Source organism: Acrocarpospora macrocephala (genome assembly GCF_009687865.1).
In the GTDB taxonomy this organism is placed as follows: Bacteria; Actinomycetota; Actinomycetes; order Streptosporangiales; family Streptosporangiaceae; genus Acrocarpospora; species Acrocarpospora macrocephala.
This window is the reverse complement of the sequence record NZ_BLAE01000006.1, coordinates 32910-57229: the sequence shown is the minus strand read 5'-3', so window position 1 is coordinate 57229 and position 24320 is coordinate 32910. Positions and strand designations below refer to the sequence as shown.

Sequence of the window (24320 nt, the reverse complement as noted above, 5' to 3'; positions counted from 1 at the left end):
CTCAAGACACATGACCAAGTCGGTTAGGCACATCCTCACTGCCTCCGCAGCTCTGCTGACCCTGATGGTCACCGGAGCATCCGCACCCCCCAGCGAGAAATTCCCCCGGCGGTATGCCAACTACACGCACATGGAAACGGAGCCGACCACGCCCTGAGCACCCGAGCCGTCTTCTATATGAAGATCCCCCTGATCTGAGGGGTCAGGCTTGATATGCCTCCGGCAGAGGCACTCCGGCTCCAAGATGGCCGCGCTGCTACACGCTAGATTGAGCGACCTGTCGGGCATTTCCGAACGCGCTGGCGGTGCTTAAACGCTCTCATGCGAAGGCGGAGTAATGGCAAAGCTGTATCCGATTCCTCGGTCTTCGTCATCTCCCGATGAAGAATTTGTGCTGGGATCGGGACCCCCTTCTAGGCTATTTCGCTCGCTCGGGGGGATCAGCAGAAGACCACCGCAGCACCCGTCGCGATTGACTGGCGGGCTGCGGCCATCAACTGCAGGCACGTAAAGGATTCCACGCCGTACCGCTGCCAGCCCTCCAGGACTGTCCTCCGGTCCTCGATGGCTTCGTCGACCTTATCGGACCATGGATCGAGGTCCTCTGGTAAGCCGAGCCGCTCGGCGATGCGTCGGCACTCCTCAAGCAGCCGCTGGGATGAACCGATGTATCCACCGGTGACTCGTTCGTCGATGAGCACCGGCTCAAAGTCGACGGGCACGTAGAAGCCTTCGCAGTCGCTGTGCTGCACCAAATGATCGAAGCCACCGGTCGCGTCCTCGGCTGAGCCGATTACCCTGACCGAGTCACCGATCTCCACCGCGTAATGGGGGCGCCGCGTGTAGACCTCGGCTACCAGAGGATCGTCCGCAGCCTCCCGTGTATCGGCCAGGGCGGGCAGCGCTCCTGTTTCGGCCAGGTGGACGGCCAGACGGCGGAGACAGTGCAGCCCGCTGTAGCCGGACATCTGGAAATCGCCCGTCTCGGTGGGATCGAGGTCAGGCTCCGCCCAGTCGGGAAGCCCAGCTTTCGCCAGCGCCTCTCGGATCGCCGAGAATTCTTCGCCGACCTCGTCGGCCGCAGCTTGCAGTTCGGGGTCAGCGAGGATGCCCACGACGATGTTGAGTCCCATGGCAGGAATCCTGCCGCAAAAGCCACATGACTTTTGGCTCGGCAACAAGGGGTCGAGGTCCCTGTGGAGGAAGTGCTGTACAGCATCCCGTACAGCAACGCCGACTTACGCGATTAGGCGGCACTGGCCCGCATCTACTGGCCGAGCAGGGTGGCAAGCCATCAACGGAGGGCCTGCTCTTCCATACGGACCAGAAGGTTAGGGGTTCAAGCCGAGTTAGCTGGCCACCAGGCGCGCATCGCGGATGTGATCCTTGATGAGTGAACCGAGGAAGGCACGGGTCTCTTCGTCCACGGCATAGATCACAATGCCGGCCAGGGCGCGGGTGAGGAGCACCTTGTAGATGTTCCGTACCAGCTTGTTGAATTGTGGGTCGGTTACCGAGCGCGTGGTGAGGCTCCTGTCGAGGCTTGCGCTTCGCTGGGGGACTAACCGTCCGCCGCGGGCGATCAGGTCAGGCCCGATGATCACACCTGCCCAGTCGAACTCGAAGCCCTGCGCCGTGTAGACGCATCCGACCTGTTCGAATCCGCCGTCAGCTTTGGCCCAGAACGGTTGGGCGGGGGCGCTGCCAACCTTCTGGTCACCCTTGACGTTCCACGGGCGGGTCCAGCCGTCGATGCTGATGTCATGGACTAATGTGTTGTCCGCACTGGGCGGGCTCCACGGCCAGCAGAATCCTGCGGTGATCCGTGTCGAGTAATCCAGCCGAAGTTTCTCCCTGAGAAAGGCATCCATCTCTTCCGGCGTCTCCGCGTGCAGAACCTGGAATCGATCGCCGTCGCCTGGCCAGACCCGAGGTATTCCGGTCGAGTCGTTCAGCGGTAGTCCGAGCAGGTCGAGCACCCACTTGTCGTACACTTCGCTACCGCCGCACCGAAATTGCTCGGGGAGGTGGACATGAGTGAATGGCAGACCGTTCTGATTTGCATAGTTGCGGAACTCCGCGACCGTGCCGATCTCATCGGGGCGGACAACCTGGTGTTCGTCCAGCAGGAAGAGTGGCACATAGGCTGCATCTACCAATTCTTCGATTTGTGGACGCCCGGTCTCGCGATGCTTCTGGGATGGGTGGAGCTTTGACGTCCTGCGCAGTCGATGAGCCTCGTCGCAGATTAGCAGGATGTGCTGGGGCCCGTGGTCGTCGACGAAGCTGTTGAAATACTTGAACAGATGTTTCGCTTGGTCGTCGGACTTGGCCACGAAGCGTCGCAGGCTCTCAGTGAACGAGCGGGAGCCGGTGGCTACCACGGCCTCCCGCCCCTGATAGCCGTACTCAGCGAGAAGTTCGAGCGCGATGGCACTCTTGCCGCTCCCAGGACCTCCGGTCACCACGATCACATGGCGTGTTTTGGCGCGACGCGCATTCTCGACAGCGGAGGCCACCAGGTCAAAGGCAACTTGTTGATTGGGGCTCAGCCGGAAATGTTCCCGACCACGAAGAATCTCGGCGCCGTGCACCAGCAGGGGTTTGGTGGGACGTTCTGTGCTGCTCAGGAGACGGTCGGCTGCTTCGTGTCCTGGCTGCGGCGTGAACCTGGTTTGCAGGTATCCGATGAACTTTCCTCGGGTCGATTGGGTGAACAGGCGGGTGTGTTCGTCTTTGACCTGAGCCCGGAGGGTCTGCACCCTTGATTCTTCGGCGTTGTACAAATACGCGACTCCACCGAGCCGCTTTGGATCCCCTCTCAGTGGAGGGGCGACGGCGAGGAGACGGTCGCAATAGCCCTTCAGCTGTACGAGTGGATGTTTTTCTGGATTCCGTAGGCGGGGAACTAGGACGTAGTCCTCGTCGTCGCTCAGTGATGCCCCGGTCCATCGCTTGAGTTCGACAGCCACATACGTGTCCCGACCATGATGGTCCACGCCGGCGAGGATGACGTCGATGCGTTTGCCATCGGCCAAGAAGTATTCGAGAAGCATCTCGACCTGGCCGAGGCCAGCTTCAACCAGAGCCGTGGCCAGGACGGGAAGCCCTTCTCGCCATGAAGACTGTTCCGATTTAGTCGCGCGTGGAACCTGGTCGAGAAGTGGTCTGAGGGTTCCCTCGATCGGCGAATGAAGCAGGAGTTCGGCCGACATGCGTAGCCCGACCTTCACGGACATACCCCCAGCAGCACGAAATGTTCGTGTGGCGGGGGCATATCCTTCGGTCAGAGCGCCGATGGAAGCCCGTCGTAGCCGTGTTTCCCGGGTTCCGAGGTTACCGTCTCCATGCACGAATTTCATCGCCTGCGCGGGTGGCCTTGTCACAGCATGATCGCGATGCGGAGGTTTAGCCCCGTAACGTAGCGAAGCTCCTGCTGATGCCCTATGCCGGATCACAGAAGGGGGACGAGGTCGCGATCGAGGCATGAAGAAGATCGAAGGGCCGGCGGTGAGGGTCAGGTGGACGGTGCAGGCGTTTCCTCGCCCGCAGTGACGAGCCAGTCCGCGCGGACGGACTGGATGGCTGGGAAGGTGAGGGACATTCGAGTGGGCAGGGGCGCGGTCCTGCCGCCGGAGCGAGAGCGCGCTGCCCGCGTGCACGCGATCGATAGCAGCACGGTGATCCTGGCCGAGAGCCCCGAGTTGTACGCGGGCGGGCAACTGCCATGCACAACGCGGTCGTGTCGGGGTGGATCGGCTCAGCTCAGCCGGTGTGGTGTGTGAGGTGTTCACCCAGGCCATGGAGTCGGGTGTTCCCTCGGACGATCTGGAGGTCGTCGTCCGCCGTTGGTGAAAACCGGGTGACATTTCGTGTCGCTTGTCGGAATGCTGGGGGCGGGTGAGGAGTTTTTTGTCGGTGGTGCCGGTCATTCTTTGCATGGCCACAACTTCTTGTGAGACCCAAGGCTGGGACACCAGCGCTGACGACGTCATGTTCGACAACCCCGATTGAGGTGCCGTGCCCAGCCCACAGGTCGACCAGCTCGACTCACCTGCCAAGTCCGCGACCGCTGTTTCAGGTCGCACCCCGGCCGTGATCCGGCTGCTGGTGCTCGCCACGTTCGTGGTCATCCTCAATGAAACGATCATGATCAATGCGATCCCGCGGCTGATGGGCGCGCTGCACATCACCGAGCAGACCGCGCAGTGGCTCTCGACCGCCTTCATGCTGACCATGGCCGCTGTCATCCCGATCACCGGATGGTTCCTGCAGCGGGTGTCCACCCGCAGCGCGTACACCACCGCGATGGGTTTGTTCCTGCTCGGTACGGCGTTAGCCGCTGTCGCGCCGTCGTTCGAGGTGCTGCTGGGCGCCCGCATCATCCAGGCGTCCGGGACGGCGGTGATGATGCCGCTGCTGATGACCACGCTGATGCAGGTGGTGCCCGAGGCGGAGCGGGGCCGGGTGATGGGCAACGTCACCCTGGCCATCTCGGTCGCGCCCGCCATGGGCCCGGCGGTCTCCGGGGTGATCCTCCAATTCGGGTCCTGGCGGTTGCTGTTCGCCGTGGTGTTCCCCATCGCTGCCGTGATCACATGGCGCGGCCTGAAGCAGCTCAAGAACGTCGGAGAGCCTGAGTTCAGCACCATCGACTGGTTGAGCGTGGTGACCGCGGCCGCCGGCTTCGGCGGCTTGGTGTACGGGCTCAGCCGGTTCGAGGGCGGTGACGTCCGCGTCGCCGCCGCGATCGTGGCGGCCGGCCTGGTCGCCATCGCCGTCTTCGTCGTCCGCCAGTTGTCGTTGCAGAAGCGCGGCGTGCCGCTGCTGGACCTGCGTACCCTGCGCTATCGCACCTACACGGTCGCGCTGATCCTGATGGCGATGGCCTTCATGGCGATGCTCGGCTCGATGGTCTTGCTGCCGCTGTACCTGCAGAACATCCGCGAGATCAACGCCCTGGAGACCGGACTCCTCGTGATGCCGGGCGGCCTCGCGATGGGGCTGCTCGGTCCGACCGTCGGCCGCCTGTTCGACCGGTTCGGCGGCCGGGTTCTGGTCATCCCCGGCGCGATCGCGATCACGCTCGCGCTCGCCGGCTTCACCCAGGTCACGATGACCATGCCGTTCTGGCAGATCCTCGGTCTGCACGCGCTGCTGATGGTGGGTCTGGCCGCGACCTTCACCCCGGTGTTCACCCTCGGGCTCGGAGCGGTTCCATCGCCGCTCTACTCTCACGCCAGTTCGATCCTGGGCACGCTGCAACAGGTCGCCGCGGCCATCGGCACCGCGCTCGTGATCACCGTGATGAGCGCGCGAGCCGATGCCCTCAGATCCGCGGGAGTCACGGAGGTGCTCGCCAGCCTCGACGGCATGCGGCTGGCCTTCATCATCGGCGCTGTGCTGTCCGTGGCCGTGATCATCACCGCCCTGCTCCTACCGGCCCGAGCGGACAACGTCGGCGAGTTCAAGGGAGCCGGCCACTGAATCCGGCGTGACGGCGGTGCACCTGTACCGGCTGACCAGTGATCGCCCGCTGGCCCGCGACGCGCTGCCTCCCGGCCTCGAAGCGCGTGCCGTCGCGCCCCTGCTGCGCGCGGTGGGCGGTGATCTCGACGTGGCCCGCGCGGTATGGGCCTTCGCGCACGGCATGGTGTTGCTGGAACTAGACGGCCGATTCCCACCTGGCACCGACCTGACCGGCGCCTGGCTGGCGGGTGCCACCGCCTTCGCAGTCCCCACCGCAAAGTCCGACACCTCGGGCCCGAACCCGCAATAGCGGCTACTGAGCCTTCTCCAACCTGATCTTGCCAGGCGGTCGCGCACCCGCGCTCACTCCGGCGGACCCGCGCCCTCCTCGCCGTACCGCGCGTCGTGCTCCGCCACCGGATCCGTCACTGGATCAGCCATGCCAACCGACCCTAGTGATGAGTTGTCGCGCCCGTACCCGTCACACCTACGACGGGACACGACGAGGCGGAAGGATGACGTGATGAATGCGGACACGCGGCTGGAGGAGCTGGGCGTGAGCGGTCTGGGCGAGGTCGACGAGCCGGCGTTTTCGGGGCTGGCGGAGCGGCACCGGCGGGAGCTGCACGTGCACTGCTACCGGATGCTCGGGTCGTTCGAGGACGCCGAGGACACCGTGCAGGAGACGTTCCTCCGTGCCTGGCGGCGGCGGGAGACCTTCGAGGGGCGGTCGACATTCCGTGCCTGGCTGTACCGGATCGCCACCAACGCCTGCCTGGATCTGCTCGCCAAGTGCCGCCCGGAGCCTGCGACCGGCGGCGAGGTGCTGTGGCTGCAGCCCTACCCGGACCGGCTGCTCGACGAGCTGCCCGCGGGCGACGCGGACGAGCCGGAGACCGTCGCCGTCGCGCGGGAGACGATCGAGCTGGCGTACCTGGTCGCAGTCCAGCACCTCGCGCCGCGCCCGCGGGCCGTGCTGATCCTGCGGGACGTGCTCGGCTGGCCGGCGAAGGACGTCGCGGAGCTCCTCGGGGACTCCGTCAACTCCGTGAACAGCGCGCTGCAGCGGGCCCGCGCCGGCATGCGGGAGCACCTGCCCGCCGAGCGGCAGGACTGGACCGGCGGCGAGGAGGACGCCGGGACGCGCGAGCTGGTGCGCCGCTATACCGACGCCAGCGTGGCCACGGACATCGACGGGCTCGCCGCACTGCTGCGGGACGACGTCCGCTGCTCGATGCCGCCCACGCCGGGCCTGTACGTCGGCCGCGACGCGGTGGTGAACGACTGGGTCGAGAGCGGCTTCGAGGACATGAAGAACCTGCGCGCCGTCCTCACCTCCGTGAACCGGCAGCCCGCCGTCGCCTTCTACCACTGGCGGAAGCGGGAGGGCGCGTACCTGCCGCTGACGATCGACGTCCTGCGCGTCACCGGCGGGGCGATCACCGAGATCGTCACGTTCCACGACGACCAGTTTCCGCGGCTCGGGCTGCCGGAGCGCCTGCCGGCGGACGGCACGGAGTAGTCCCGGTGTGGACGCTCGCGCTGCGCGGTGGCGCGCGTGTCGCGGTGGTCGCGGCGGAGTGGTGCGACGCGTTCGGCGTCGTCACCCGCGGGCGGGTGCAGCTGGAGCTGCGCGACGGCGAGCCCGGGCCGGTCCTCGGACGCGACGCCGGGTTCTGGCTCCGCGGCACCGGCGTCCGCGCCCTGCGGAACCCCGGCCGTCGCACGGCGAGGGTACGCATCGTCACGCCCAGGGCCGTCACATGCCAGTCAACACACTCTGTACGCCAGTTACCGAATGATGGAGCGAACGACATGAACAGCATGAATGACACCGGGGTCGTCGCAGGCCCGGCATCGGGCCAGACCAGCCGCACCCACCGACTCCGCAGGCTCGCCGGCACCGGCTTCATTGCCACGCTCGCAGCGATGGTGGCCACCACCCTCGCCGCTGCGTTTGCCCAGGCCGTTGGCGTCGACTTCGAGATCCCCGATGGTGGCGAGACGATCCCGTTGCCCGGGTTCGCCGTCGTGACCGGCTTCTTCTCGGTCGTGGGCGTCGTCATTGCCGCCGCTCTTCTTCGTTGGAGCGCTCGCCCCGCCGAACGATTCGTGTGGACGGCAGTGTCGCTGACCGCGATCTCGTTGGTCCCGCCTCTCCTCTCCGGGGCAAACACCGCCACCACCACCGCCCTCCTCGGGCTACACCTCGTCCCTGCGGCGGTGATGATCCCCACCCTGGCGCGGAGCCTCCGCACCCGGACCGATTGACGATCCCGCAACGGGACAACGCACGGCGCAAGGGCCGTGCGCGAGCGCACTAACGTGGCGTTCGTACTGCCCAAATCGGATGCGGTGTGGCAGGGAGCTCAGGCGAGGCGGGCCGGGAAGCCGCCGGTGGCGACCGGGCCCCAGCGGGTGGGGGTGACGCGCAGCAGCGACTTGCCCTGGCGGGCCATGGCCGTGCGGTATTCGTCCCAGTCGGGATGCTCGCCCGAGATTGAGCGGTAGTAGTCCACCAGGGGTTCGAGCGCCTCGGGCAGGTCGAGCACTTCCGCGGTGCCGTCCACCTGCACCCAGGGGCCGTCGAAGTCGTCCGACAACACGATGACGCTGACCTGCTCGTCACGCCGGGCGTTGCGGGTCTTGGCCCGCTCGGGATAGGTCGAGATCACGATCCTGCCCTCGTCGTCGACGCCGCAGGTCACCGGCGAGGCCTGCGGCCGTCCGTCACGCCGGGCCGTGATGACGATCGCCCTGTGCCGTACGCGCAGGAAATCGAGCAACTGCTCACGGGTGACGGTGTCCGACGTCGCGATCCTTGGGCTCATGCGGCCAACTCTAGGCCGCCCGCGTGACTCGTACTGGCTTCAGTGGCCCGCCGCTGTGGCAGCGGCGGGCCACCACGACCCGCGAGGGCTAGAGTGCGCCGCTCTCGATGCGCTGCTTCAGGCCCTGCTGGATGCCCTGGTGCGCCAGCACGCCCTGAGACAGCGTGAAGTCGATGAGGTCCTGGGTCGTCTCGAAGGTCAGGTGCTCGGTCACGCGGGTGCGCGACCCGCCGAGGTTCTCAAACACGATCTTCTGGTGGGTCACGATGTTCCCCGTCGACCACGAGTCGACCTCGTAGCAGTAATTGTCGAGGTTGATGCGCTGCTGGGCGTGCGTGTTCAGCGTGATGGGGTCCGGCTCGACAGGGATCACCTCGATCGCGGTGAGGTTCTTGGTCCGTACGCCGTGCTTGGTCTTGTCGGAGTGGGTGACCACCCGCTCGAGGAACGGGTTTGCCCCGATGTGGTTCTCGAAGTTGGAATAGGCCTTGAAGACGCGGGTACGCGGCGCGTTGATGACGATGGAGATGCTCTGGGACTTGCGCGCCCGGCCGTCCGGCAGGGGGTCGGCCACCTGGTAGAACTTGTACGTGTTCCAGGCGTACTGCCACTGTTGGGCGAGCTGGGCGTCAGTGTCGGCCTGCGCCGCCGTGCCCATGACCGAGAGCACGAGGGACAGGGCGAGCAGGGGAGCGCTTAACAGGCGAAGAAGCCTCGTATTCATGGCATGAACATTTATCGCATCCTGCTCACTAGCACCTCTGTCGTGATCACCTCTGGCAGTAATTGCCAACCTTTATCCGGACATCGACCAATAATCCACACCTCGTACGGTCCCCACCACGTTGGGCTCACTGAGCCTGGCCCTCAGGTGGGCGACGTGAACATCGAGCGTGCGGACGGCGCGACATCAGCAGGTCAGCGCGAGGTCCGGTGGGGTTGTGTGCGGTTGGCGAGAATTGTGTGGCCGTGAGCTTCGACCCAGTGGGTGAGGGACTCGATCGGGTCGAGGAGGGTGTGGCCCAGGGGAGTGAGGGAGTATTCGACGCGGGGCGGGACCTCGGCGTGGGCCTGGCGGGTGACCAGGCCGTCGCGTTCGAGGTCGCGGAGGGTTTTGGTGAGCATGCGGTGGGAGATGCCGTCGATGGTGCGCAGGAGGGTGGTGAAGCGCTGTTCGCCCTGGGTGAGGGAGGCGATGACGACGAGGGTCCATTTGTCGCCGATGGTGGTGAGCAGGCCGCGGAGTACTGATTTGAGCTGGTCATCGTCGCAGGCCGAGGCGGTGTTGGCAAGGTCGGGAATTGTCATTATGGCTCCTTTCGCAATATGTACTTTGAGGTGCGTATCGCACTAAATAGTGCATGTTCTCGAGTGGGAATCAACGTCTCCGTAAAGCCGCTCAGCCGGTCGGGACGGTCGTTGGCAGGCCGTCCAAGGACATCACCGACCGTGAGGAGACAAGACGTGACGAGGATCGCCATCATCGTTGGCAGCGTACGGCCCGGGCGTTACAGCCGGGTTGTGGCCGACTGGGTGCTCGCCCAGGCGGAAGGGCGGCAGGACGCCAAGTTCGAGATCGTCGACCTCATCGATCACCCGCTGCCCCATCTCGACGAGCCGGTGCCCGCCTCTGGCGGTCGCTACGACAACGAGCACACGAAGGCATGGTCGGAGGTCATCGGCGGGTTCGACGGGTTCGTGTTCGTCACGCCCGAGTACAACCACTCGACCACGGGCGTGCTGAAGAACGCCATCGACTTCCTGTACGCGGAGTGGAACAACAAGGCGGCCGGGTTCGTCAGCTACGGCGTCGCGGGCGGGGTCCGGGCGGTGGAGCACCTGCGGCTGGTCGCCGCCGAGGTCCAATTGGCGACGACGAGGTCCCAGGTGGCCCTGTCGTTCTACACCGACTTCGAGAACTTCACCACGCTGACCCCGGGCGCGCACCAGGTCGACGCGCTGGCCACGACGTTCGACCAGGTCGTCGCCTGGTCCGACGCGCTGGCGCCCCTTCGTCAGTAGCTCCCGCGCGAGCGGCGGCCCGGCGGAAACCCGGGCCGCCGCGCTGCACGTACCGCCTTACCGCAGGCCGTTGCGGCGGGCGACCCGTGCGAGCAGGTCGACATCGTCGGAGATGATGCCGTCGGCCGGCTGAAGCCTGAGTGACAAGGTCGCAGCTAGGGCTGGCTTCTGTTGATCTCGCAGCCCAAGGTGTTGTTGAAGAAGGTGTAGTAGGAATTCGTCACGAAGGTGTCGGTGCCTGGACCGCCGTCGCAGATGTCCTCGGTGTCGAGGCCTCCGTCGAGACGATCGTCTCCCGCGTCTCCGATCAGGACGTCGGTGCCGAAGCCGCCGTACAGGGTGTCCGCGCCGTCGTATCCGGCCAGGTGGTCGGAGCCCTGGAAGCCGAACAGGATCTCGTCGCGGTCCCGCCCGGCGATCGTGTCGTCGTGCTTCGAGCCGAGGACGACTTCGAAGTCCACACCGACCGTGTCGCCCTCGCCGGGGACTCCGTCGTTCGGGGCGGCTCCGGAGAGGCTGACGTCCACCCCGGCCGGGGCGTCGAGGTAAGAGACCGCGTCGAAGCCCGCGCCGCCGTTCATGACGTCCGCGCCCGGGCCGCCCTCGATCACGTCGTCGTCTTCGATGCCGCGGAGCAGGTCGTCGCCTTCGCCGCCGTACAGCACGTCGCGGCCGGCGCCACCGAGGATGGTGTCGTCACCCCCGAACCCGCACACCACGTCGTCGCCGCCGTAGGCGTTGATCACGTCGGGCCCGGGGGAGCCGTGGATGACGTCGTCGCCAGGGCCTCCGTAGATCGTCCCGGAGCCGGTGATCGTGGCGAGCGCCGGATCGCAGTCCTGGGCCAGGTCGCGCTGGATGATGAAGCTGCCCTCCGGGTGCACGCCGTTCATCCCGGTGATGAGCGCCAGGCGCCCGTTCCTGGAGAACGCGAGGTCCGCCGTTGAGAGGGAGGAGGGATAGGGGTCGGTGCTGGATTCGCTGAGGACCAGGGGGAACCGCCTGAACTGTCCGGTCGTCTGGTCGAGCAGGACGGGCCTGCTCTGGTTCCAGGCGGCGACGAACCGGCCGTTCGGGGACGCCGTCGGCCGCTCCACCGGCCCGGCGATGTCGGTTCCCTCGACCCCTTCGATGATCACTTCGGGTTCCCCGGCGGAGAGCAGGTCCAGCTTGTAGATCTTGTCGTCCTCGCCGTTGAAGTAGAGCTTTTGCTTGTTGTCGACGCTCGCGTGGAAGTTCACACCGTAGTTGACGGCGTAGTCGACGGTGGCGATTTCCCGTACGAGGGTGGTGACCTGGTCGTAGACGTACAGCACGTCGATGACGGTCGGGAAGGCGTTTCTGGCCGCCCGGAACGCGATGAACCGGCCGCCCTCGTCGCCGCCGTAGACGGTGTATTCGCTCGCGTTGTACGGGGGGTTGTCCATGCGGATTCGGATCAGCTCACCTGTCCCCAGGACACGGATCACGACGCCATGGGCGCCGGACGGAAGCAAGTTGGCGGAGACGTTGGCGAAGGCGACGCTGTGGTTGCCCACGAAGCGGAACGAGCCAGGCGAGCGGTCACTCGTCACGCCTTGGGCGTTGACGTCGAGTCGAGTCACCGCCCCGGTCAGCAGGTTGTAGTGGTACAGCCCGCGAACGTTCGCGGATTCCGGCGGGTTGGGGTTGGGCAGCGGTCCCGTGTTCCACGACGCGAAGATCACGGCCGTGCCGTCCGGGCTGATCTGCGGATCGAGAGTCTCGACGACCTCGAACGACGTCGGGGTCAGGTCGTACCGGGTGGTCTGCCCCGTACGCCGATCCCAGGTGTGGAGAGTTTGGGGGTAGTTGGTGCTGGTGAATGCGACGATGCGCCCGTCGGCGCTCATCGTCGCCTTGCTCGTGTTCCGTCCGCTGAAGTCCGCCAGGGCGGAGGGCATGACGCTCTTCAGGGGCGGCCGGCCATGGTACGGCCCCACCCCCAGGTTCTGCTGGCCGGGCACAGGATCCAACGCGTGCGCGGGTGCCTGGACAGGTGCCAGGAACGCGACCATGACGGCTACCGTGAGTAACACACGTTTCATTTGGCTCTCCTTATTGCGCAAACAAATTCACGCCCCACGGAACGCTTCCTCAGGCCATGAAATCCCCGGCCTCATGGAGCCCCAGCGTCGCGATATTCCCAAACAATTCCGCATAACCCCAGGTGAACAGAGTGGCAATTGCGCCGCTCCGCGTGGCACATCCGTAAACCAGGCATGAATCGCATGAGAACGGCACGTGTGCCGCATGGTGGCAGGCGGCGCGTACGAGAATGAATGGTGTGCCGATCATCGTCGCCGGGCTGAAGTCGCTTCCGGTTCAGCGCGTCCACGTCGTCGTGGCGCCCTTGATCGAACTCGGGTCCGCCTTGCACGTACTGGGTCAGCCGAAGCATCACAACCGTGAGGAATGGGCACAGAACGTGCGCGCGGCCATGAGCCCGGCTCTCGCCGAGCAGAGCAGGACGTGGGCATGGGCGACTCAGGCGATCCGCGCGACTCCGTTCGTGCGCGTCACCGGGAGTCCGGACCGGACTGATTTTCCCGGGCAGGTTGAGCGGATGCGGCGGATTCCGGCGCGTGAGCTCGCGGCTCAGCTGCTGCGCCCGGTATCGGGTGCCGGAGATCCGGCTGCGGCCCGCAAGTGGGGAAGGTCTCGGGGACCGGCCGTCACCGCTCTGGTCGACGCGCTGATCGACCAGCCTGAGGAGGCGGTCGGGCGCTTCCTGGACTTTCTCGCGGCCACCTGGCAGGAGTGGTTCCGTGACGAGTGGCGTACCGTCCAGCCGGACCTCGTCGCACGATCGCGGCAGATCGAGGACGTTCTCCAGCGCTTCGGAGTGGCGGCCGCGCTGTCCTCCTTGGACCCTGCCGTGAGCGTTCGCGGTAGCAGCGTCGTCATCGCCAAGGTCCAGAGCAGTCGCCACGACGTGTCCCGCCGCGGCCTGGCGATCGCACCGAGCGCTTTCGTGCGCCCGCACGTGTACGTGGCGAACATCCCAGGTCAGCCGCTCCTGCTGATCCATGACGCCGGTGCCGATCAGGGCTCGGTGCCCTCGGCCCCGGCGATACTCTCCCGGCTCACCGTTCTCGCCCACGCGGGCCGCCTGGAGGTCTGCCGGGCGATCGCCAGCGAGCCGCGAACCGCCGGCGAGATCGCGGCTTTGTGGGGCATGGACCCGAGCCAGGTCACCCGGCATCTTCGCGCGCTGGCGTCCGCTGGTCTGGTCCGCGCCCAACGGCAGGGGCGTTTCGTCCAGTATGCCCTCGAGGTGGAGGCGGTCGAGTCGGTCGGCGTGGACCTCGTGCGGCTCCTTCTCCGCTGACACGTGGCGACGATTGCCGAACATCGTCAGTCCGCTCGCCTTCCCGACCGGCATGCTCTTTCCTCTTGGGGACGACGAGGGACGGATACGAGAGCGGAGCACGATTGTGAGCACAAGCGCATTGCCGATGGAGGAGGCCGCCCGGCGTATCCGCGTGGACCGGGGACTCCTGCTGGAGGAGCTCGCACAACGCTCGGAGGAGGACCTGGTGGCCGGATACAGCGTCGCCGGCGGCCCACTCGGCGACTTCTGCGAGTCGCTGCGCGACCTCGTGGCCCATGTGCTGATGTGGGACGAGATCAACCTGGCGGTGCTCACGGAAGCGCGTCTCGGACGTGCGCACTGGAGCCTGCGATCGGTGTGGGAGACGCGCGAGGCGGGCCAGATGCTCAACAAGTCGGGTGTCGCCGCAGGTCGTGACCTTCCCGTGGGCCTGTTGACGGATCGCTACTCCGCAGTTCAGGAAGCTCTCCTCGCGGAACTGCGGAGCTATGACGAGGACGGATGGCGTGCGCCGACCGGGCTCGGACATTCGCAGGCGCCGAGTGTCGGATCGCTGGCGCAGTACGTCATGTCGGTGCCCAACGTGGCGCCCTACTGGCACGCCGCCGTCCACCTCGGCCGACTGACCGCCGTTGAGGGGTGATCAACATTCGGACTCATGCAGTGCGCGACGCACGATTCGCGCCGGAGACCTCGGCTCTCCTCGATCTCATCGGACCCCAGGCAGGATCGATCACCTATGACGACCTTGTCGCCGACCGGGCGAGCCTGCCCGACCCCGAGGTGGCCGGCCACACGGAACCCGTCCGGGTCCGCACCGACGTGCTGCTGCCCCGCGGCGAGACGCCGATGCGCGTCCGGCTGTACCGGCACGCTGCGGAGACACCGCGGCCCCTGCTCCTCTGGCTCCACGGCGGCGGCTTCGTCGGCGGGTCACTCGCCGACGTGGACGTGGCCTGCTCGGCTCTGGCCCGGCGTACCGGCGTGAATGTGGTCTCGCTCGACTACCGGCTCGCCCCGGAACACCCGTTCCCGGCGGCCCTCCACGACACCTACGACGCCCTCCAATGGCTGGCCGCCAAGGGCGCCGCGATCGGTGGCGACGGGCGTATCGCGGCCGGCGGCCAGAGCGCCGGTGCGAACCTCGTCGCGGCCGCCTGCCTGCTCGCCCGCGATCGCGGCGGAGCTCAGGTGATGCGGCAGATCCTCTGCTACCCGGCGCTCGACTTCGGCCGGGACTGCGAGTCGCGCCGGCTGTTCGACGGCGACCTGCTGAATTCCAGCCTGGAAGAGTGGTACGACGCCCAGTACCTGGCCGACCAGCCCGTCACGCCCTACGCCGCCCCGCTGCGAGCGCAGACGTTCGAGGGGCTCCCGCCGGCCCTCATCCTCGGCGCCGGCCGCGACCCGCTGCGCGACGACGCTCGCGAGTACGCCGGACGGCTGGACAAGGCGGGAGTGGACGTCAGCTACCTGGAGTACGAGGACACGATGCACGCGTTCCTGAACTTCCCGGGGGCGCTGTCCGCCGCGAGGCAGGCGATCCAGGACATCGCCGACGACCTCGACCGGTTCTTCTCGCTCAGCGAAGTCGGTACGCCGATGCGGGATGGTCGGGGCGAGTACGGGTGACGCCGGGGCCGTAGAAGGTCTCGCGGAGGGTCTGGCCTGGGTAGTCGTTCCAGACGCGGCCGCGGCGGCGGAGTTCTGGGACGGCCAGGTCGACGAAATCGCGGAAGGTGACCGGTGGGACCGGGTCGGCGATGTTGAAGCCGTCGAGGTCGCCCTCGTCGAGCCAGCGTTCCAGTTCGTCGGCGACCGTCGCGGGGGAACCGGTGATGACAGGGCCGCCACCGCCCACGCCGACGAACTCGGCGATCGCCCGGGGGGTCCACCGGGTTGACGGGTCGAGGGTGGTGAACAACTCGACCATGCCGCGGATGCCGTCCGTGTCGACGTACTCGAGTGGGGTGTCGTGGTCGAGGCCGGACAGGTCGATGTGCATGAGGGCGCTCCAGCGGGCGAGGCTCCCCTCGATGCTGGCGTACTGCTGGTAGTCGCGGAGCTTGGCGTGTGCTTCCTCGTCGGTCGCTGCCACGATCACGGTGGCGATGGCGAAGAACTTCAGTGATCGGGGGTCGCGCCCGCCTTGCCGGGCCCGCTCCCGGATGTCGTCGACTAGCTTGCGTGCCATGTCGGGGCGGTAGGTGCTGAGAAAGACGCCCTCGGCGTGGCGGGCGGCGAAGGCGCGTCCGGCCGATGAAGTGCCGGCCTGGTAGAGCACCGGAGTCCGCTGGATGGACGGCTCGAACAGGGCGATGTCCGGCACGCGGTAGTGCTTGCCGTGGTGGCGGACGGGGTGGACCTTCGCCGGGTCGACGAAGACGCCGGTCTCGGCGTCGCGCACCACGGCGTCGTCCTCCCAGCTTCCTTCCCAGAGTTTGTACACGACCTCCATGAACTCCTCGGCGACGGCGTACCGCTCGTCGTGGGGGAGCTGGGAGTCCCGGCCGAGGTTGCGCGCGGCGCTGTCCAGGGCCGAGGTCACGATGTTCCAGCCGATGCGCCCGCCGGTCAGGTGGTCCAGGGTCGCCATCTTCCGGGCGAACGCGTACGGCTGTTCGTACGTGGTGGACACCGTGACGGCGAAGCCGAGGTGCCGGGTGGCGGCGGCCATGGCGCTGATGCCCAGCAGCGGATCGTCGGTGGGGGTCTGGATGCCGTCCCGCAGGGCCGCGTCGACGCTGCCCTGGTAGACGTCGAGCGGGCCCAGCGCGTCGGCGATGAACAGGGCGTCGAATCCACCCCGCTCCAGGATCCGCGCGGTCTCCACCCAGTAGTCCAGCTCGCGGTAGCGGTGGGCCTGGCTGTCGGGATGGCGCCAGAGCCCGATCGCCGTGTGGCCGACCGTCGACTGCCGCAGGCCGTGCAGCCTGATCCGCTTCGCCATGGTTCCTCAATCCGTGATGATCGTCAGGTCCGCGCGGGAGCGGACGTCGTCGAGCGCGTAGTAGCGCTCCTCCTGGCTCGCCCAGCGGGTCCAGTGGGGGGTGTAGAGGTCGCCGTCCCGGGCCAGTGCCCGGGACCTGCGGGTCGCGTCGGCGGCCTCCATCCAGATCAGGCCGCTCAGGTACGGCGCGGCCGGGCGCGCGCCGGAGCCGACGCCCTCGACGACGAGCGTGTCGGTGGTCGGCACGTCGTGCCATTCGGCGTACTCGCCCCGGTGCCAGTCGTATCGCCGCCACCGGGCGGGCAGTCCCGCGCCGAGGGGACGGAGCACCCATTCGACCAGCGCGTCGATCCCGGCCGTCAGGCCGTCCCAGCCGGGGTAGAGGTTGTCCATCCGCACCACGGGTGCGCCCAGTTCGTCAGCGAGAGTGGATTTGCCCGATCCGGAGCGTCCTTCCACGGCGAGCACGCGGGTGCGCCCGGCCCGCGCGGGGCGCTCCCGCAGCCACGCCGCTATCTCGTCGGCCTGCTTCATAGCTGGTGGCGGACCCGGTCGGGGGTGATCCGGATGACCACGCGGTCCCGTTCCTCGTCGGGGTCGCCCAGCACGTGGTCCCGGCCGGTGTAGCTCCTGGACAGCCTGTCGATGAGGGCGCGGGCGTCCTCGTCGGTGATCTTCGCGGTGCCCCTGATCTCGACGTACCGGGTGGGCCGGGTCCGGGAGTAGACCAGGACGGTGGCGTTGGGGTCGCGCTGGAGGTTGCGCACCTTGCGGCGGCCGCGCTTGGTCGCCATCACGAGGTCGTCGCCGTCGCGCCCCACCCACATCACCGACAGTTGGGTACGGCCGTCGGGCTCGGCGGTGGCCAGGACGGCGAACTCGGGGGCGTCGAGGAATGCCCGTACCTCGTCGGAGAGCCTGGTCACCGGGGTGCTCCGACGGCCAGGGGAAGCGCCGGATCGGCGGCCCACTCCTCCAGGGAACCGTCGTAGATCGCCACCTCGTCCCGGCCCAGCAGGGTCAGGACCAGCGCGAGACTGGCGGCGGAGATCCCTCCGCCGCAGTAGATCCAGACCGGGCCTTCCCCGAGGTCCGCGGTCGCCGCGCGCAGTTCCCCAGCCGGAAGGTATCTGCCGTCCGGGCCGGTCAGGCCGCGCGCGGGCACGTTGGCGCTGCCGGGGATGTGGCCGCGCCGGGCGTACCTGGACGGCACTTCGCCGCGGAACGTCTCGGGGGACAGCGCGCACACCACCGTCGCCGCCACGGCGCCCTCCGACCAGGAGACCAGATCGTCCTTGCCGACCCAGTATCCGTTTCGCGGGCGTGGCGTCAGCGACCCGGGTGTCGTGGTCGCGAGCCCCGCCGCGGTGGGAAGCCCGGCGTCGCGCCAGGCCCGCAGGCCACCGTCGAGCACGTGGGCGTCGACCCCTATCCAGCGGAGCAGCCACCACAACCGCGCAGCCCACAGCCCCCCGGCCGTGTCGTACGCCACCACCGTGGTCCCGTCGGCGACGCCGAGCCCGCCCAGCCGTTCGGCCAGGACGTCGGGAGCCGGCCGGGCGAAATGCCACGGCGAGCCGGGATCGCTGAGATCGTGCAGCAGGTCGGCGTGGACCGAGCCGGGAATGTGCTCCCGCGCCCACCCGTCCCGCCCCGAGGAGGACCGGTGATCCCCGTCATGGCGGGGAGCCGGAAGCACCACGGTGGCGTCCAGCACGACGAGGCCGTCTCGTTCGGCGAGCCAGGCCGGATCGACGAGAGGCCCGGTCATCGGGAGGCCGCCGAATCCGGCAGGAGATCGGTCCGGACGGCGTCCGCCCAGCCGTCGGCCGTGGCGAGCACGCCGTTGGCGGCCAGCCAGTCGGCGTACGATCGCATGAGCTCGTCCTGGATCTCACCCCATCGGCCGCCGTGCGTCCAGGTGGGCGCGATGAGTTCGAGCGAGCGGGACAGCAGCTTCCGGGGGAAGTACGGGATCACCCGGTCCAGGATCGCCAGAGCCAGGCCCGGGTCCTCGATGGCCGTGCGGTATCCGCGTTCGGTGACCGCCAGGAAGTCCCGGATCAGCTCCGCCTCGTCCCGCAGCGCGAGTCCGACGCCCAGCAGGTAGCTGTGGTACGGCGGCACGCCGATCTCGTCGACCGGCCACAGCACCCTCCGGTCCCGAGGCAGGTCGCCCATGAGAGCGTCCCACGCCCAGTATCCGCCGAACGTGGCGTCGACCTCGCCCGCCGCGATGTCGTCGACGCTGAGCTCGCGGGAACCACTGTTCACCAGGACGAGGGAGTCCGCATCGCCGCCGTCCGCGGTCACGAGGTGGCGGACCATGGCCACGCCGCGGGGGGTCGGGTTGAGCGCGAGCCGCTTCCCGGCCAGGTCGCGCGGGCGCTCGATGCCGAGCCCGGTGACGGTCTGGATGGTCTCCATGCCGCGATGGTTGATCGCCGCGACGGCCGTCAGGTCCTCGCCCGCCGCGTGCCGTACGAGCAGGCGGTTGGTCGGGAAGACGCCGAAGTGCGCCTCGCCGCGCGACAGGTGGGCCAGCGTGTCGCCGCGCAGTGGGTCATGCACGGTGATCTCGACGTCGAAACCGGCCTCGCGGTACCACCCCGCGCTACTGGCGACGTAGAAACCGGCCGCGTTGGTCCATGGATGGAAATACTCCAGCATTACGCGCAGGTGGGTCATCTCGCTTGCCTTGCATCGTGTTTGAGCAGGTGGGTCAGTCGGCGCTTCAGCCGGATGAACTCGGGGTCGTCGAGCACCTCGTCGGAGCGGGGACGGGCGAAGGGCACCTCGACCCGTTCCAGCACGGTGGCCGGTCGCCCGGTGAACACGTACACGGTTGAGGACAGCAGCAGCGCCTCCTCGACGTTGTGCGTGATGAACAGGATGGAGCGGCGGTTCTCCTCCCAGATGTCGAGGAGCCAACGGTGCATGTCGACGCGGAGGATGGCGTCCAGCGCGCTGAACGGCTCGTCCAGCAGGAGCAGTTCGTGGTCGCTGAGCAGCGCGCGCAGGAAGGCGACCCGCTGCTGCATGCCGCCGGAGAGGGTGTGCGGGTAGGCCGACGCGAAGCCGTCCAGGCCGGCCTTGGCCAGCCATTCGCGGGCGAGGGCACTGGACCCGCGGCGTGGCTCCCCGGCGATCTCCCTGGCCAGCACCACGTTGTCCTCGATGGTGCGCCAGGGGAGGAGCGCGGGCTGCTGGGGCATGTAGCCGATCAGCCCGCGGCGGCCGGCGGCGTCCTGCCCGCCGACGCGTACGGTTCCCTGGTCGGCCGCCAGCAGCCCGCCGACGATGTGGAACAGGGTGCTCTTCCCGCCGCCCGACGGTCCCACGATCGACACGAACTCCCCGTTCTCCACGCGGAGGGAGATGTCGACCAGGACCGGGAGCGTCTCCCGCCCTCGGCGGAAGGACTTGGAGACGCCGCTCACCTCGAGGGCGCTAGCCATGGGCGTCACGCCTGGGTCGGCCACGTACCAGAATCCTTTCCAGCAGCACGACCGCGCCGAAGATCAGCAGGCTGACCAGCACGACGATCGCGATCGAGACGAACATCCGGTCGGCGCGGAAGGCCGACTTCTGAATGATCATGTAACGGCCGATGCCCTGGTCGCTGCCCAGCCATTCGGAGATGATCGCGCCGAAGACGCTGTACGTCGCCGCGATCTTGAGGCCGGAGAACACGGCGGGAAGCGCGTTCGGGAACTCCAGCTTGGTGAAGAGCTGCCGCCGGTTCGCCCCGCTCATCCGGAGGTAGTTCGCCGTCACCGGGTCGGTCCTGGCCAGGCCGTCCAGCGTGGCGACGGCGACCGGGAAGAAGCAGACCAGGACGATCACGATGACCTTGGGCAGCACCCCGAAACCCAGCCAGACCACCAGCAGCGGGGCGAGCGCGATCGTGGGGATGTTCTGGCTGACCACGAGCAGCGGGTAGACCGCCGCGCGCACCACCGGCACGACGTGCAGCACCACCGCGACGAGCAGGCCGGTGGCCACGCCCGCGGCGAAGCCGAGCAGCGTCAGCCGTACGGTGGCGAGCGTGTGGCCGGCCAGCGAGAGGCGGTCGGCCCCGCCCGCCGCCACGATGTCGGCCGGGCTCGGCAGCAGCCACCTGTCGATTCCCGACAGGACGGTGAAGAGCTGCCAGGCCGTCAGGATCAGCACGACCGCGACGAGGGGCGGAACCCAGCGCCGGATCCGCGTTTCAGCCATTCGCGGGCAGGAAGTCGTTCGTGAACGCCTTGGCCGAGTCCACCTCGACGGTGAGCACCTTCTGCTGGAACAGCCAGGCCGAGAAGTCCGACCAGATCTGCGGGTTCTGCTGGCCCCAGCGCGGCGCGTCGTCCTGGTACCGCGGGCTGAGCCATTCCTGGCTCTTCTTCACTAGTTCGGCGTCCAGATCCGGTGCGGCGGCCAGCAGGATATCGGCGGACTCGGCGGCGTTGGCGGCGGCGTAGGTGTAGCCCTCGGAGGTCGCGGCGAGGAACTGCTTGACGAGTTCGGGGTCCTTGCTGATCCGCGTCTCGTTGGTGATGAGGATCGGCGTGTAGAAGTCGAGTGCCTTGTCGTAGTCCTTGACGTACTGGATGTTGACCGGCTCGCCGCGGAGCTCGGCTTCGATGCCCGTCCAGGCATAGAAGATCCACGTGAAGTCGATGCCCTTCTTGGTGGCGGCGAAGAAGTCGGCGTTGCCCACGCTGACCGTCTTGATCGTGGCCGGGTCGCCACCGTCGGCCTTGACGATCGTCTTGAGCAGGGGTTCCTCGATGGGGCCGCCGAAGGAGCCGTAGGTCTTGCCGGCGTACTGGGCGGGGCTGGTGAGCGCGCGGTCCTTGGGCGAGGCGAAGCCGGAGGTGTTGTGCTGGATGATCGCGGCGATGGAGACCAGCGGGGCGCCCTGCGAGCGCGCCTGGGTCAGTGCCTCCTGATAACCGACCGCGAAGGGGACTTTGTCGGCGGCGACCAGGGCGGAGGGGTCTGCGTCGCCCGGCTGGATGATCTCGACGTCCAGCCCGTGCTTGGCGTAGAAGCCCTTGGCCTTGGCCACGTACAGACCGGTGTGGTTGGTGTTCGGCGTCCAGTCCAGGGAGACCTGGATCTTGCGGAGCGGCGCGGCGGAACCCTCGGCGGTGGTCTGGTCGCTCGGGTCACCGCCGCAGGAGACCAGCCCGGCGACGAGGAGAGATGCGGTGGTGAGGGTCGCGAGGGCGTGGTGCAGTTTCATCGGGGGTCTCCGTGGCTAAGCAGGTATTTCATGTCGGGATTGTAGGGAAATCTCCATCAAGATACCAGATCGGGCTGGCCTGGGGCTTTGGTGGGTACGCGCGCCGCAGGCGCGACAAACTGGAGGCGTGTTGACTCCCCCCGAACGTGGTTTAGCCGAACTGTTCGCTGAGGATCCGATGACGCACCCGCTCACCTATCCGGGACGCTTACCCCCGACATCAGGCGTCTTCTCCGGGGATCGCTATGTCCCGCTTCGCGCGGTTGGTGGGGAGCCGGCGGCTGCCTGGACTCTCGGCGGAGAAGAGGATGGGGTACGGCTCGACGAGCACCTTGCCCGTCTCGGCGCCGAACCCCTCGACCAGCGCCACCGCGTGATCGCCGTGGGATCCAACGCTGCCCCCGGCCAGCTCTACCGGAAGTTCGTCAACCAGCAGGTTCGGCCAGTGATCCCCTTGACGCTGGCCAACGTGCACGGCATCGCGCCGGGCGTGTCCGCCCATATCAACAAGTACGGCTACCTGCCCGCCGTCCCCGTGACCGTGCCCGGCGTGGTCTCCCGCTTGTTCGTGCTGTGGCTGGACGACGCACAGATCGAGGTCCTGGACGCCTCCGAACCCAACTACGACCGGCGTCTCGTGCCCGACGACATCCATCCGGTGACGCTCGTTTCGGGCGTACGGCTTCGGGGTTGCCACATCTACGTCGGCAAGCACGGCTGTCTCGCCGGGGCCGATGGTGTGCCCTACCCGCTCGAGAGCCAGCGAGAGTTGATCGCCCGCCTCCTCGACTCCTCCGCCGCTCTCAAGAAATTGTGCGGCGATACTCCGGATGAGTTCATCGACAAGGTGAAAGACATCGCCGTCCGAGAAGCGGCGTACGCGTTATTCCGCAGTGAAGGGCACGCCTCGGCCCAGGCAACCGGCCCGTTATCTACGATCGAGACATGACCTCGGCGCGGCTGTTGGTGGTGGAGGACGACCCGATCATCGGGGACGAGCTCGTTCAAGCGCTCGCCGTACAGGGTTACGAGGTGGCGCTGGCTCCCGAAGGGCGGCTGGCGATGGCCGAGGCCGAGGCCGCCGCACCGGACCTCGTGCTGCTCGACCTCGGCCTGCCCGACGTCGACGGCGTGACGGTATGCCGGCGGCTGCGCGCGGTTCTGCCATCCGCCGTGATCGTGGTTCTGACCGCGCGGACGCAGGAGTTCGACGTGGTGATGGCCCTGGACGCGGGCGCCGACGACTACCTGACCAAGCCGTTCCGGCTGACCGAACTCCTGGCCCGGCTGCGGGCGCACCTGCGCCGCCAGGCTGCGCCCCCGGAGGATCGTACGGTCACCGTGGGCCGGCTGCGCCTGGATCTGCTGGGCCGCCGTGCCTACCTGGCCGGAGCCGAGATCGCCCTGCGCCCGAAGGAGTTCGACCTGCTGGTGGCACTGGCCGGGCGGGCCGGTGAGGTCGTGACGCGCGAGCAGCTGATGGACGAGGTGTGGGACGAGAACTGGTTCGGCCCCACCAAGACCCTCGACGTCCACGTCTTCGCGCTGCGCCGCAAGCTGTCCGACTACGGCGAAGACCCACGACGGATCACCACGGTCCGCGGGCGCGGCTACCGCTACGAGCCCGACGCCTGAGCCCCGGCGCACGCGGTCAGGTTGTGTCCAGGTGATCCGTGTGAGGGTCCCCGCATGGACATCACCACACGCACGCTCAACAAGGTTCCCGAAGTCACCCTCTACTTCTGGATTATCAAGGTCCTGTGCACGACGGTGGGGGAGACCGCGGCCGACTTCCTGAATGTGAACCTGGGGCTGGGCCTCACGAACACCACGCTCGTCATGGGCGCCCTGCTGATCGTCGTCATCTACGCCCAGTTCCGGGCCAGGCGGTACCTGCCCGCCGTCTACTGGCTGGCCGTGGTGCTGATCAGCATCGTCGGCACGCTGATCACCGACAGCCTGATCGACAACTTCGGCGTCTCGCTGGAGGTGACGACCGTCATGTTCGGCGTCGCGCTGGCGCTGACGTTCGCCACCTGGTACGCCAGCGAGCGGACCCTGTCCATCCACACGATCTACACGATGCGCCGGGAGGCCTTCTACTGGCTGGCGATCCTGTTCACCTTCGCGCTCGGCACCGCGGCCGGGGACCTGGCGGCCGAACAGCTCGGACTCGGTTACCTGCCTTCGGCGATCATCTTCGCCGTGCTGATCGCGATAGTCGCGGGCGCACGATTCGGCCTGCGCGCCAACGGGGTCGCCACGTTCTGGATCGCCTACATCCTCACCCGCCCGCTCGGCGCCTCCCTGGGCGACTATCTGGCCCAGCCGACGGAGGACGGCGGCCTGGGGTTGGGTACGGTTGCCACCAGCGGGCTCTTCCTGGCCACGATCCTGGTGTTCGTAAGCTACCTGGCGGTGACGCGCAGGGACGCCATCGAAGCGACGGCTTGACCGGAGGGC

General features: G+C 67.6%; 26 protein-coding genes. 12 read left to right on the top strand and 14 right to left on the bottom strand.

Annotated features, from left to right (window positions below):
* Positions 1 to 10 precede the first annotated feature (10 nt).
* Positions 11 to 157, top strand: a complete 147-nt coding sequence (locus tag Amac_RS04635) for a hypothetical protein (RefSeq protein ID WP_155353055.1) — start codon at positions 11 to 13, stop codon at positions 155 to 157.
* Between the two features lie 283 nt (positions 158 to 440).
* Here the strand turns inward: Amac_RS04635 and Amac_RS04630 are convergent, their stop codons facing one another.
* Together Amac_RS04630 and Amac_RS04625 are read right to left on the bottom strand one after the other, a co-directional pair.
* The gene (locus Amac_RS04630) at positions 441 to 1133 is read right to left on the bottom strand and encodes a putative DNA-mimic protein (protein WP_155353054.1); all 693 of its coding nucleotides are present in this window, start codon (positions 1131 to 1133) and stop codon (positions 441 to 443) included.
* 216 nt (positions 1134 to 1349) lie between these two features.
* The gene (locus Amac_RS04625) at positions 1350 to 3239 is read right to left on the bottom strand and encodes a DUF2075 domain-containing protein (protein ID WP_170322322.1); all 1890 of its coding nucleotides are present in this window, start codon (positions 3237 to 3239) and stop codon (positions 1350 to 1352) included.
* A 781-nt stretch (positions 3240 to 4020) separates the two neighbouring features.
* On the opposite strand from Amac_RS04625, the gene Amac_RS04620 reads away from it, so the two are divergent.
* The 4 genes from Amac_RS04620 (at position 4021) to Amac_RS54690 (ending at position 7740) form a co-directional block, all read left to right on the top strand.
* Entirely contained in the window at positions 4021 to 5487 is a 1467-nt protein-coding gene (locus Amac_RS04620; RefSeq protein WP_246268075.1) for an MDR family MFS transporter, read from the top strand.
* A gap of 7 nt (positions 5488 to 5494) precedes the next feature.
* Positions 5495 to 5779 (top strand): TetR-like C-terminal domain-containing protein, encoded by a 285-nt coding sequence (locus tag Amac_RS04615; protein ID WP_170322321.1) that lies wholly within the window; start codon positions 5495 to 5497, stop codon positions 5777 to 5779.
* A 213-nt stretch (positions 5780 to 5992) separates the two neighbouring features.
* A complete protein-coding gene (locus Amac_RS04610) occupies positions 5993 to 6991 on the top strand; it encodes an RNA polymerase subunit sigma-70 (protein WP_155353052.1) in 999 nt (332 codons plus the stop codon).
* Between the two features lie 5 nt (positions 6992 to 6996).
* Complete coding sequence (locus tag Amac_RS54690; RefSeq protein WP_155353051.1) at positions 6997 to 7740, top strand: DUF6069 family protein; 744 nt, start codon at positions 6997 to 6999, stop codon at positions 7738 to 7740.
* Between the two features lie 98 nt (positions 7741 to 7838).
* On the opposite strand, the gene Amac_RS04600 is transcribed toward Amac_RS54690, so the two are convergent.
* The 3 genes from Amac_RS04600 to Amac_RS04585 all read right to left on the bottom strand — a co-directional run bounded on the left by Amac_RS04600 (position 7839) and on the right by Amac_RS04585 (position 9608).
* Positions 7839 to 8300, bottom strand: a complete 462-nt coding sequence (locus tag Amac_RS04600; protein ID WP_155353050.1) for a PPOX class F420-dependent oxidoreductase — start codon at positions 8298 to 8300, stop codon at positions 7839 to 7841.
* An 88-nt stretch (positions 8301 to 8388) separates the two neighbouring features.
* Positions 8389 to 9024, bottom strand: coding sequence for an SRPBCC family protein (locus Amac_RS04595; protein WP_155353049.1), 636 nt, complete (start codon positions 9022 to 9024; stop codon positions 8389 to 8391).
* Positions 9025 to 9218: 194 nt separating this feature from the next.
* The gene (locus tag Amac_RS04585; protein WP_155353048.1) at positions 9219 to 9608 is read right to left on the bottom strand and encodes a winged helix-turn-helix transcriptional regulator; all 390 of its coding nucleotides are present in this window, start codon (positions 9606 to 9608) and stop codon (positions 9219 to 9221) included.
* A 156-nt stretch (positions 9609 to 9764) separates the two neighbouring features.
* On the opposite strand from Amac_RS04585, the gene Amac_RS04580 reads away from it, so the two are divergent.
* Positions 9765 to 10322: an NADPH-dependent FMN reductase gene (locus Amac_RS04580; protein WP_155353047.1), complete on the top strand. Its 558-nt coding sequence runs from the start codon at positions 9765 to 9767 to the stop codon at positions 10320 to 10322.
* 155 nt (positions 10323 to 10477) lie between these two features.
* On the opposite strand, the gene Amac_RS04575 is transcribed toward Amac_RS04580, so the two are convergent.
* Positions 10478 to 12388 carry a calcium-binding protein gene (locus Amac_RS04575; RefSeq protein WP_155353046.1) on the bottom strand — a complete coding sequence of 637 codons (1911 nt, stop codon included), beginning with the start codon at positions 12386 to 12388 and terminating at the stop codon, positions 10478 to 10480.
* A gap of 239 nt (positions 12389 to 12627) precedes the next feature.
* On the opposite strand from Amac_RS04575, the gene Amac_RS04570 reads away from it, so the two are divergent.
* From Amac_RS04570 to Amac_RS04560, 3 genes are all read left to right on the top strand, one after another.
* Positions 12628 to 13671 (top strand): ArsR/SmtB family transcription factor, encoded by a 1044-nt coding sequence (locus tag Amac_RS04570; RefSeq protein WP_170322320.1) that lies wholly within the window; start codon positions 12628 to 12630, stop codon positions 13669 to 13671.
* Positions 13672 to 13777: 106 nt separating this feature from the next.
* A complete protein-coding gene (locus tag Amac_RS04565; RefSeq protein ID WP_155353044.1) occupies positions 13778 to 14317 on the top strand; it encodes a maleylpyruvate isomerase N-terminal domain-containing protein in 540 nt (179 codons plus the stop codon).
* Between the two features lie 20 nt (positions 14318 to 14337).
* Positions 14338 to 15306: an alpha/beta hydrolase gene (locus tag Amac_RS04560; RefSeq protein WP_155353043.1), complete on the top strand. Its 969-nt coding sequence runs from the start codon at positions 14338 to 14340 to the stop codon at positions 15304 to 15306.
* On the opposite strand, the gene Amac_RS04555 is transcribed toward Amac_RS04560, so the two are convergent.
* Genes Amac_RS04555 through Amac_RS04520 form a run of 8 tightly spaced genes read right to left on the bottom strand, consistent with a single transcriptional unit; the run spans position 15257 to position 21857 of the window.
* Positions 15257 to 16624, bottom strand: a complete 1368-nt coding sequence (locus Amac_RS04555) for an LLM class flavin-dependent oxidoreductase (RefSeq protein WP_155353042.1) — start codon at positions 16622 to 16624, stop codon at positions 15257 to 15259. The genes Amac_RS04560 and Amac_RS04555 overlap by 50 nt on opposite strands.
* A gap of 6 nt (positions 16625 to 16630) precedes the next feature.
* Complete coding sequence (locus Amac_RS04550) at positions 16631 to 17158, bottom strand: nucleoside/nucleotide kinase family protein (RefSeq protein ID WP_155353041.1); 528 nt, start codon at positions 17156 to 17158, stop codon at positions 16631 to 16633.
* Positions 17155 to 17550: a PPOX class F420-dependent oxidoreductase gene (locus tag Amac_RS04545; protein ID WP_155353040.1), complete on the bottom strand. Its 396-nt coding sequence runs from the start codon at positions 17548 to 17550 to the stop codon at positions 17155 to 17157. The genes Amac_RS04550 and Amac_RS04545 overlap by 4 nt, the downstream gene beginning before the upstream one ends.
* Entirely contained in the window at positions 17547 to 18395 is an 849-nt protein-coding gene (locus Amac_RS04540; RefSeq protein ID WP_155353039.1) for a sulfurtransferase, read from the bottom strand. Before Amac_RS04540 ends, Amac_RS04545 begins: the two co-directional genes overlap by 4 nt.
* Positions 18392 to 19312: an ABC transporter substrate-binding protein gene (locus Amac_RS04535; RefSeq protein WP_155353038.1), complete on the bottom strand. Its 921-nt coding sequence runs from the start codon at positions 19310 to 19312 to the stop codon at positions 18392 to 18394. Before Amac_RS04535 ends, Amac_RS04540 begins: the two co-directional genes overlap by 4 nt.
* Positions 19309 to 20082: an ABC transporter ATP-binding protein gene (locus tag Amac_RS04530; RefSeq protein ID WP_155353037.1), complete on the bottom strand. Its 774-nt coding sequence runs from the start codon at positions 20080 to 20082 to the stop codon at positions 19309 to 19311. Before Amac_RS04530 ends, Amac_RS04535 begins: the two co-directional genes overlap by 4 nt.
* Positions 20075 to 20845, bottom strand: a complete 771-nt coding sequence (locus Amac_RS04525) for an ABC transporter permease (protein WP_155353036.1) — start codon at positions 20843 to 20845, stop codon at positions 20075 to 20077. Before Amac_RS04525 ends, Amac_RS04530 begins: the two co-directional genes overlap by 8 nt.
* The gene (locus tag Amac_RS04520) at positions 20838 to 21857 is read right to left on the bottom strand and encodes an ABC transporter substrate-binding protein (protein ID WP_155353035.1); all 1020 of its coding nucleotides are present in this window, start codon (positions 21855 to 21857) and stop codon (positions 20838 to 20840) included. Before Amac_RS04520 ends, Amac_RS04525 begins: the two co-directional genes overlap by 8 nt.
* A 178-nt stretch (positions 21858 to 22035) precedes the next feature.
* Here Amac_RS04520 and Amac_RS04515 point away from each other — a divergent pair, with 178 nt between their 5' ends.
* From Amac_RS04515 to Amac_RS04505, 3 genes are read left to right on the top strand one after another with little or no spacing between them, the layout of a single operon-like run.
* On the top strand, positions 22036 to 22806 hold the full coding sequence (locus tag Amac_RS04515) for a hypothetical protein (RefSeq protein ID WP_155353034.1): 771 nt from the start codon (positions 22036 to 22038) through the stop codon (positions 22804 to 22806).
* Entirely contained in the window at positions 22803 to 23492 is a 690-nt protein-coding gene (locus tag Amac_RS04510; RefSeq protein WP_155353033.1) for a response regulator transcription factor, read from the top strand. The genes Amac_RS04515 and Amac_RS04510 overlap by 4 nt, the downstream gene beginning before the upstream one ends.
* Before the next feature lie 54 nt (positions 23493 to 23546).
* Positions 23547 to 24311: a COG4705 family protein gene (locus Amac_RS04505; RefSeq protein ID WP_155353032.1), complete on the top strand. Its 765-nt coding sequence runs from the start codon at positions 23547 to 23549 to the stop codon at positions 24309 to 24311.
* Positions 24312 to 24320 lie beyond the last annotated feature (9 nt).

Coding starts and splice junctions, on each gene's coding strand:
- Amac_RS04635 (WP_155353055.1), top strand. CDS start 11: ATGACCAAGTCGGTTAGGCACATCCTCACTGCCTCCGCAGCTCTGCTG.
- Amac_RS04630 (WP_155353054.1), bottom strand. CDS start 1,133: ATGGGACTCAACATCGTCGTGGGCATCCTCGCTGACCCCGAACTGCAA.
- Amac_RS04625 (WP_170322322.1), bottom strand. CDS start 3,239: ATGTCCGTGAAGGTCGGGCTACGCATGTCGGCCGAACTCCTGCTTCAT.
- Amac_RS04610 (WP_155353052.1), top strand. CDS start 5,993: ATGAATGCGGACACGCGGCTGGAGGAGCTGGGCGTGAGCGGTCTGGGC.
- Amac_RS04600 (WP_155353050.1), bottom strand. CDS start 8,300: ATGAGCCCAAGGATCGCGACGTCGGACACCGTCACCCGTGAGCAGTTG.
- Amac_RS04595 (WP_155353049.1), bottom strand. CDS start 9,024: ATGAATACGAGGCTTCTTCGCCTGTTAAGCGCTCCCCTGCTCGCCCTG.
- Amac_RS04585 (WP_155353048.1), bottom strand. CDS start 9,608: ATGACAATTCCCGACCTTGCCAACACCGCCTCGGCCTGCGACGATGAC.
- Amac_RS04575 (WP_155353046.1), bottom strand. CDS start 12,388: ATGAAACGTGTGTTACTCACGGTAGCCGTCATGGTCGCGTTCCTGGCA.
- Amac_RS04555 (WP_155353042.1), bottom strand. CDS start 16,624: ATGGCGAAGCGGATCAGGCTGCACGGCCTGCGGCAGTCGACGGTCGGC.
- Amac_RS04550 (WP_155353041.1), bottom strand. CDS start 17,158: ATGAAGCAGGCCGACGAGATAGCGGCGTGGCTGCGGGAGCGCCCCGCG.
- Amac_RS04540 (WP_155353039.1), bottom strand. CDS start 18,395: ATGACCGGGCCTCTCGTCGATCCGGCCTGGCTCGCCGAACGAGACGGC.
- Amac_RS04535 (WP_155353038.1), bottom strand. CDS start 19,312: ATGACCCACCTGCGCGTAATGCTGGAGTATTTCCATCCATGGACCAAC.
- Amac_RS04530 (WP_155353037.1), bottom strand. CDS start 20,082: ATGGCTAGCGCCCTCGAGGTGAGCGGCGTCTCCAAGTCCTTCCGCCGA.
- Amac_RS04525 (WP_155353036.1), bottom strand. CDS start 20,845: ATGGCTGAAACGCGGATCCGGCGCTGGGTTCCGCCCCTCGTCGCGGTC.
- Amac_RS04520 (WP_155353035.1), bottom strand. CDS start 21,857: ATGAAACTGCACCACGCCCTCGCGACCCTCACCACCGCATCTCTCCTC.
- Amac_RS04515 (WP_155353034.1), top strand. CDS start 22,036: ATGACGCACCCGCTCACCTATCCGGGACGCTTACCCCCGACATCAGGC.
- Amac_RS04510 (WP_155353033.1), top strand. CDS start 22,803: ATGACCTCGGCGCGGCTGTTGGTGGTGGAGGACGACCCGATCATCGGG.
- Amac_RS04505 (WP_155353032.1), top strand. CDS start 23,547: ATGGACATCACCACACGCACGCTCAACAAGGTTCCCGAAGTCACCCTC.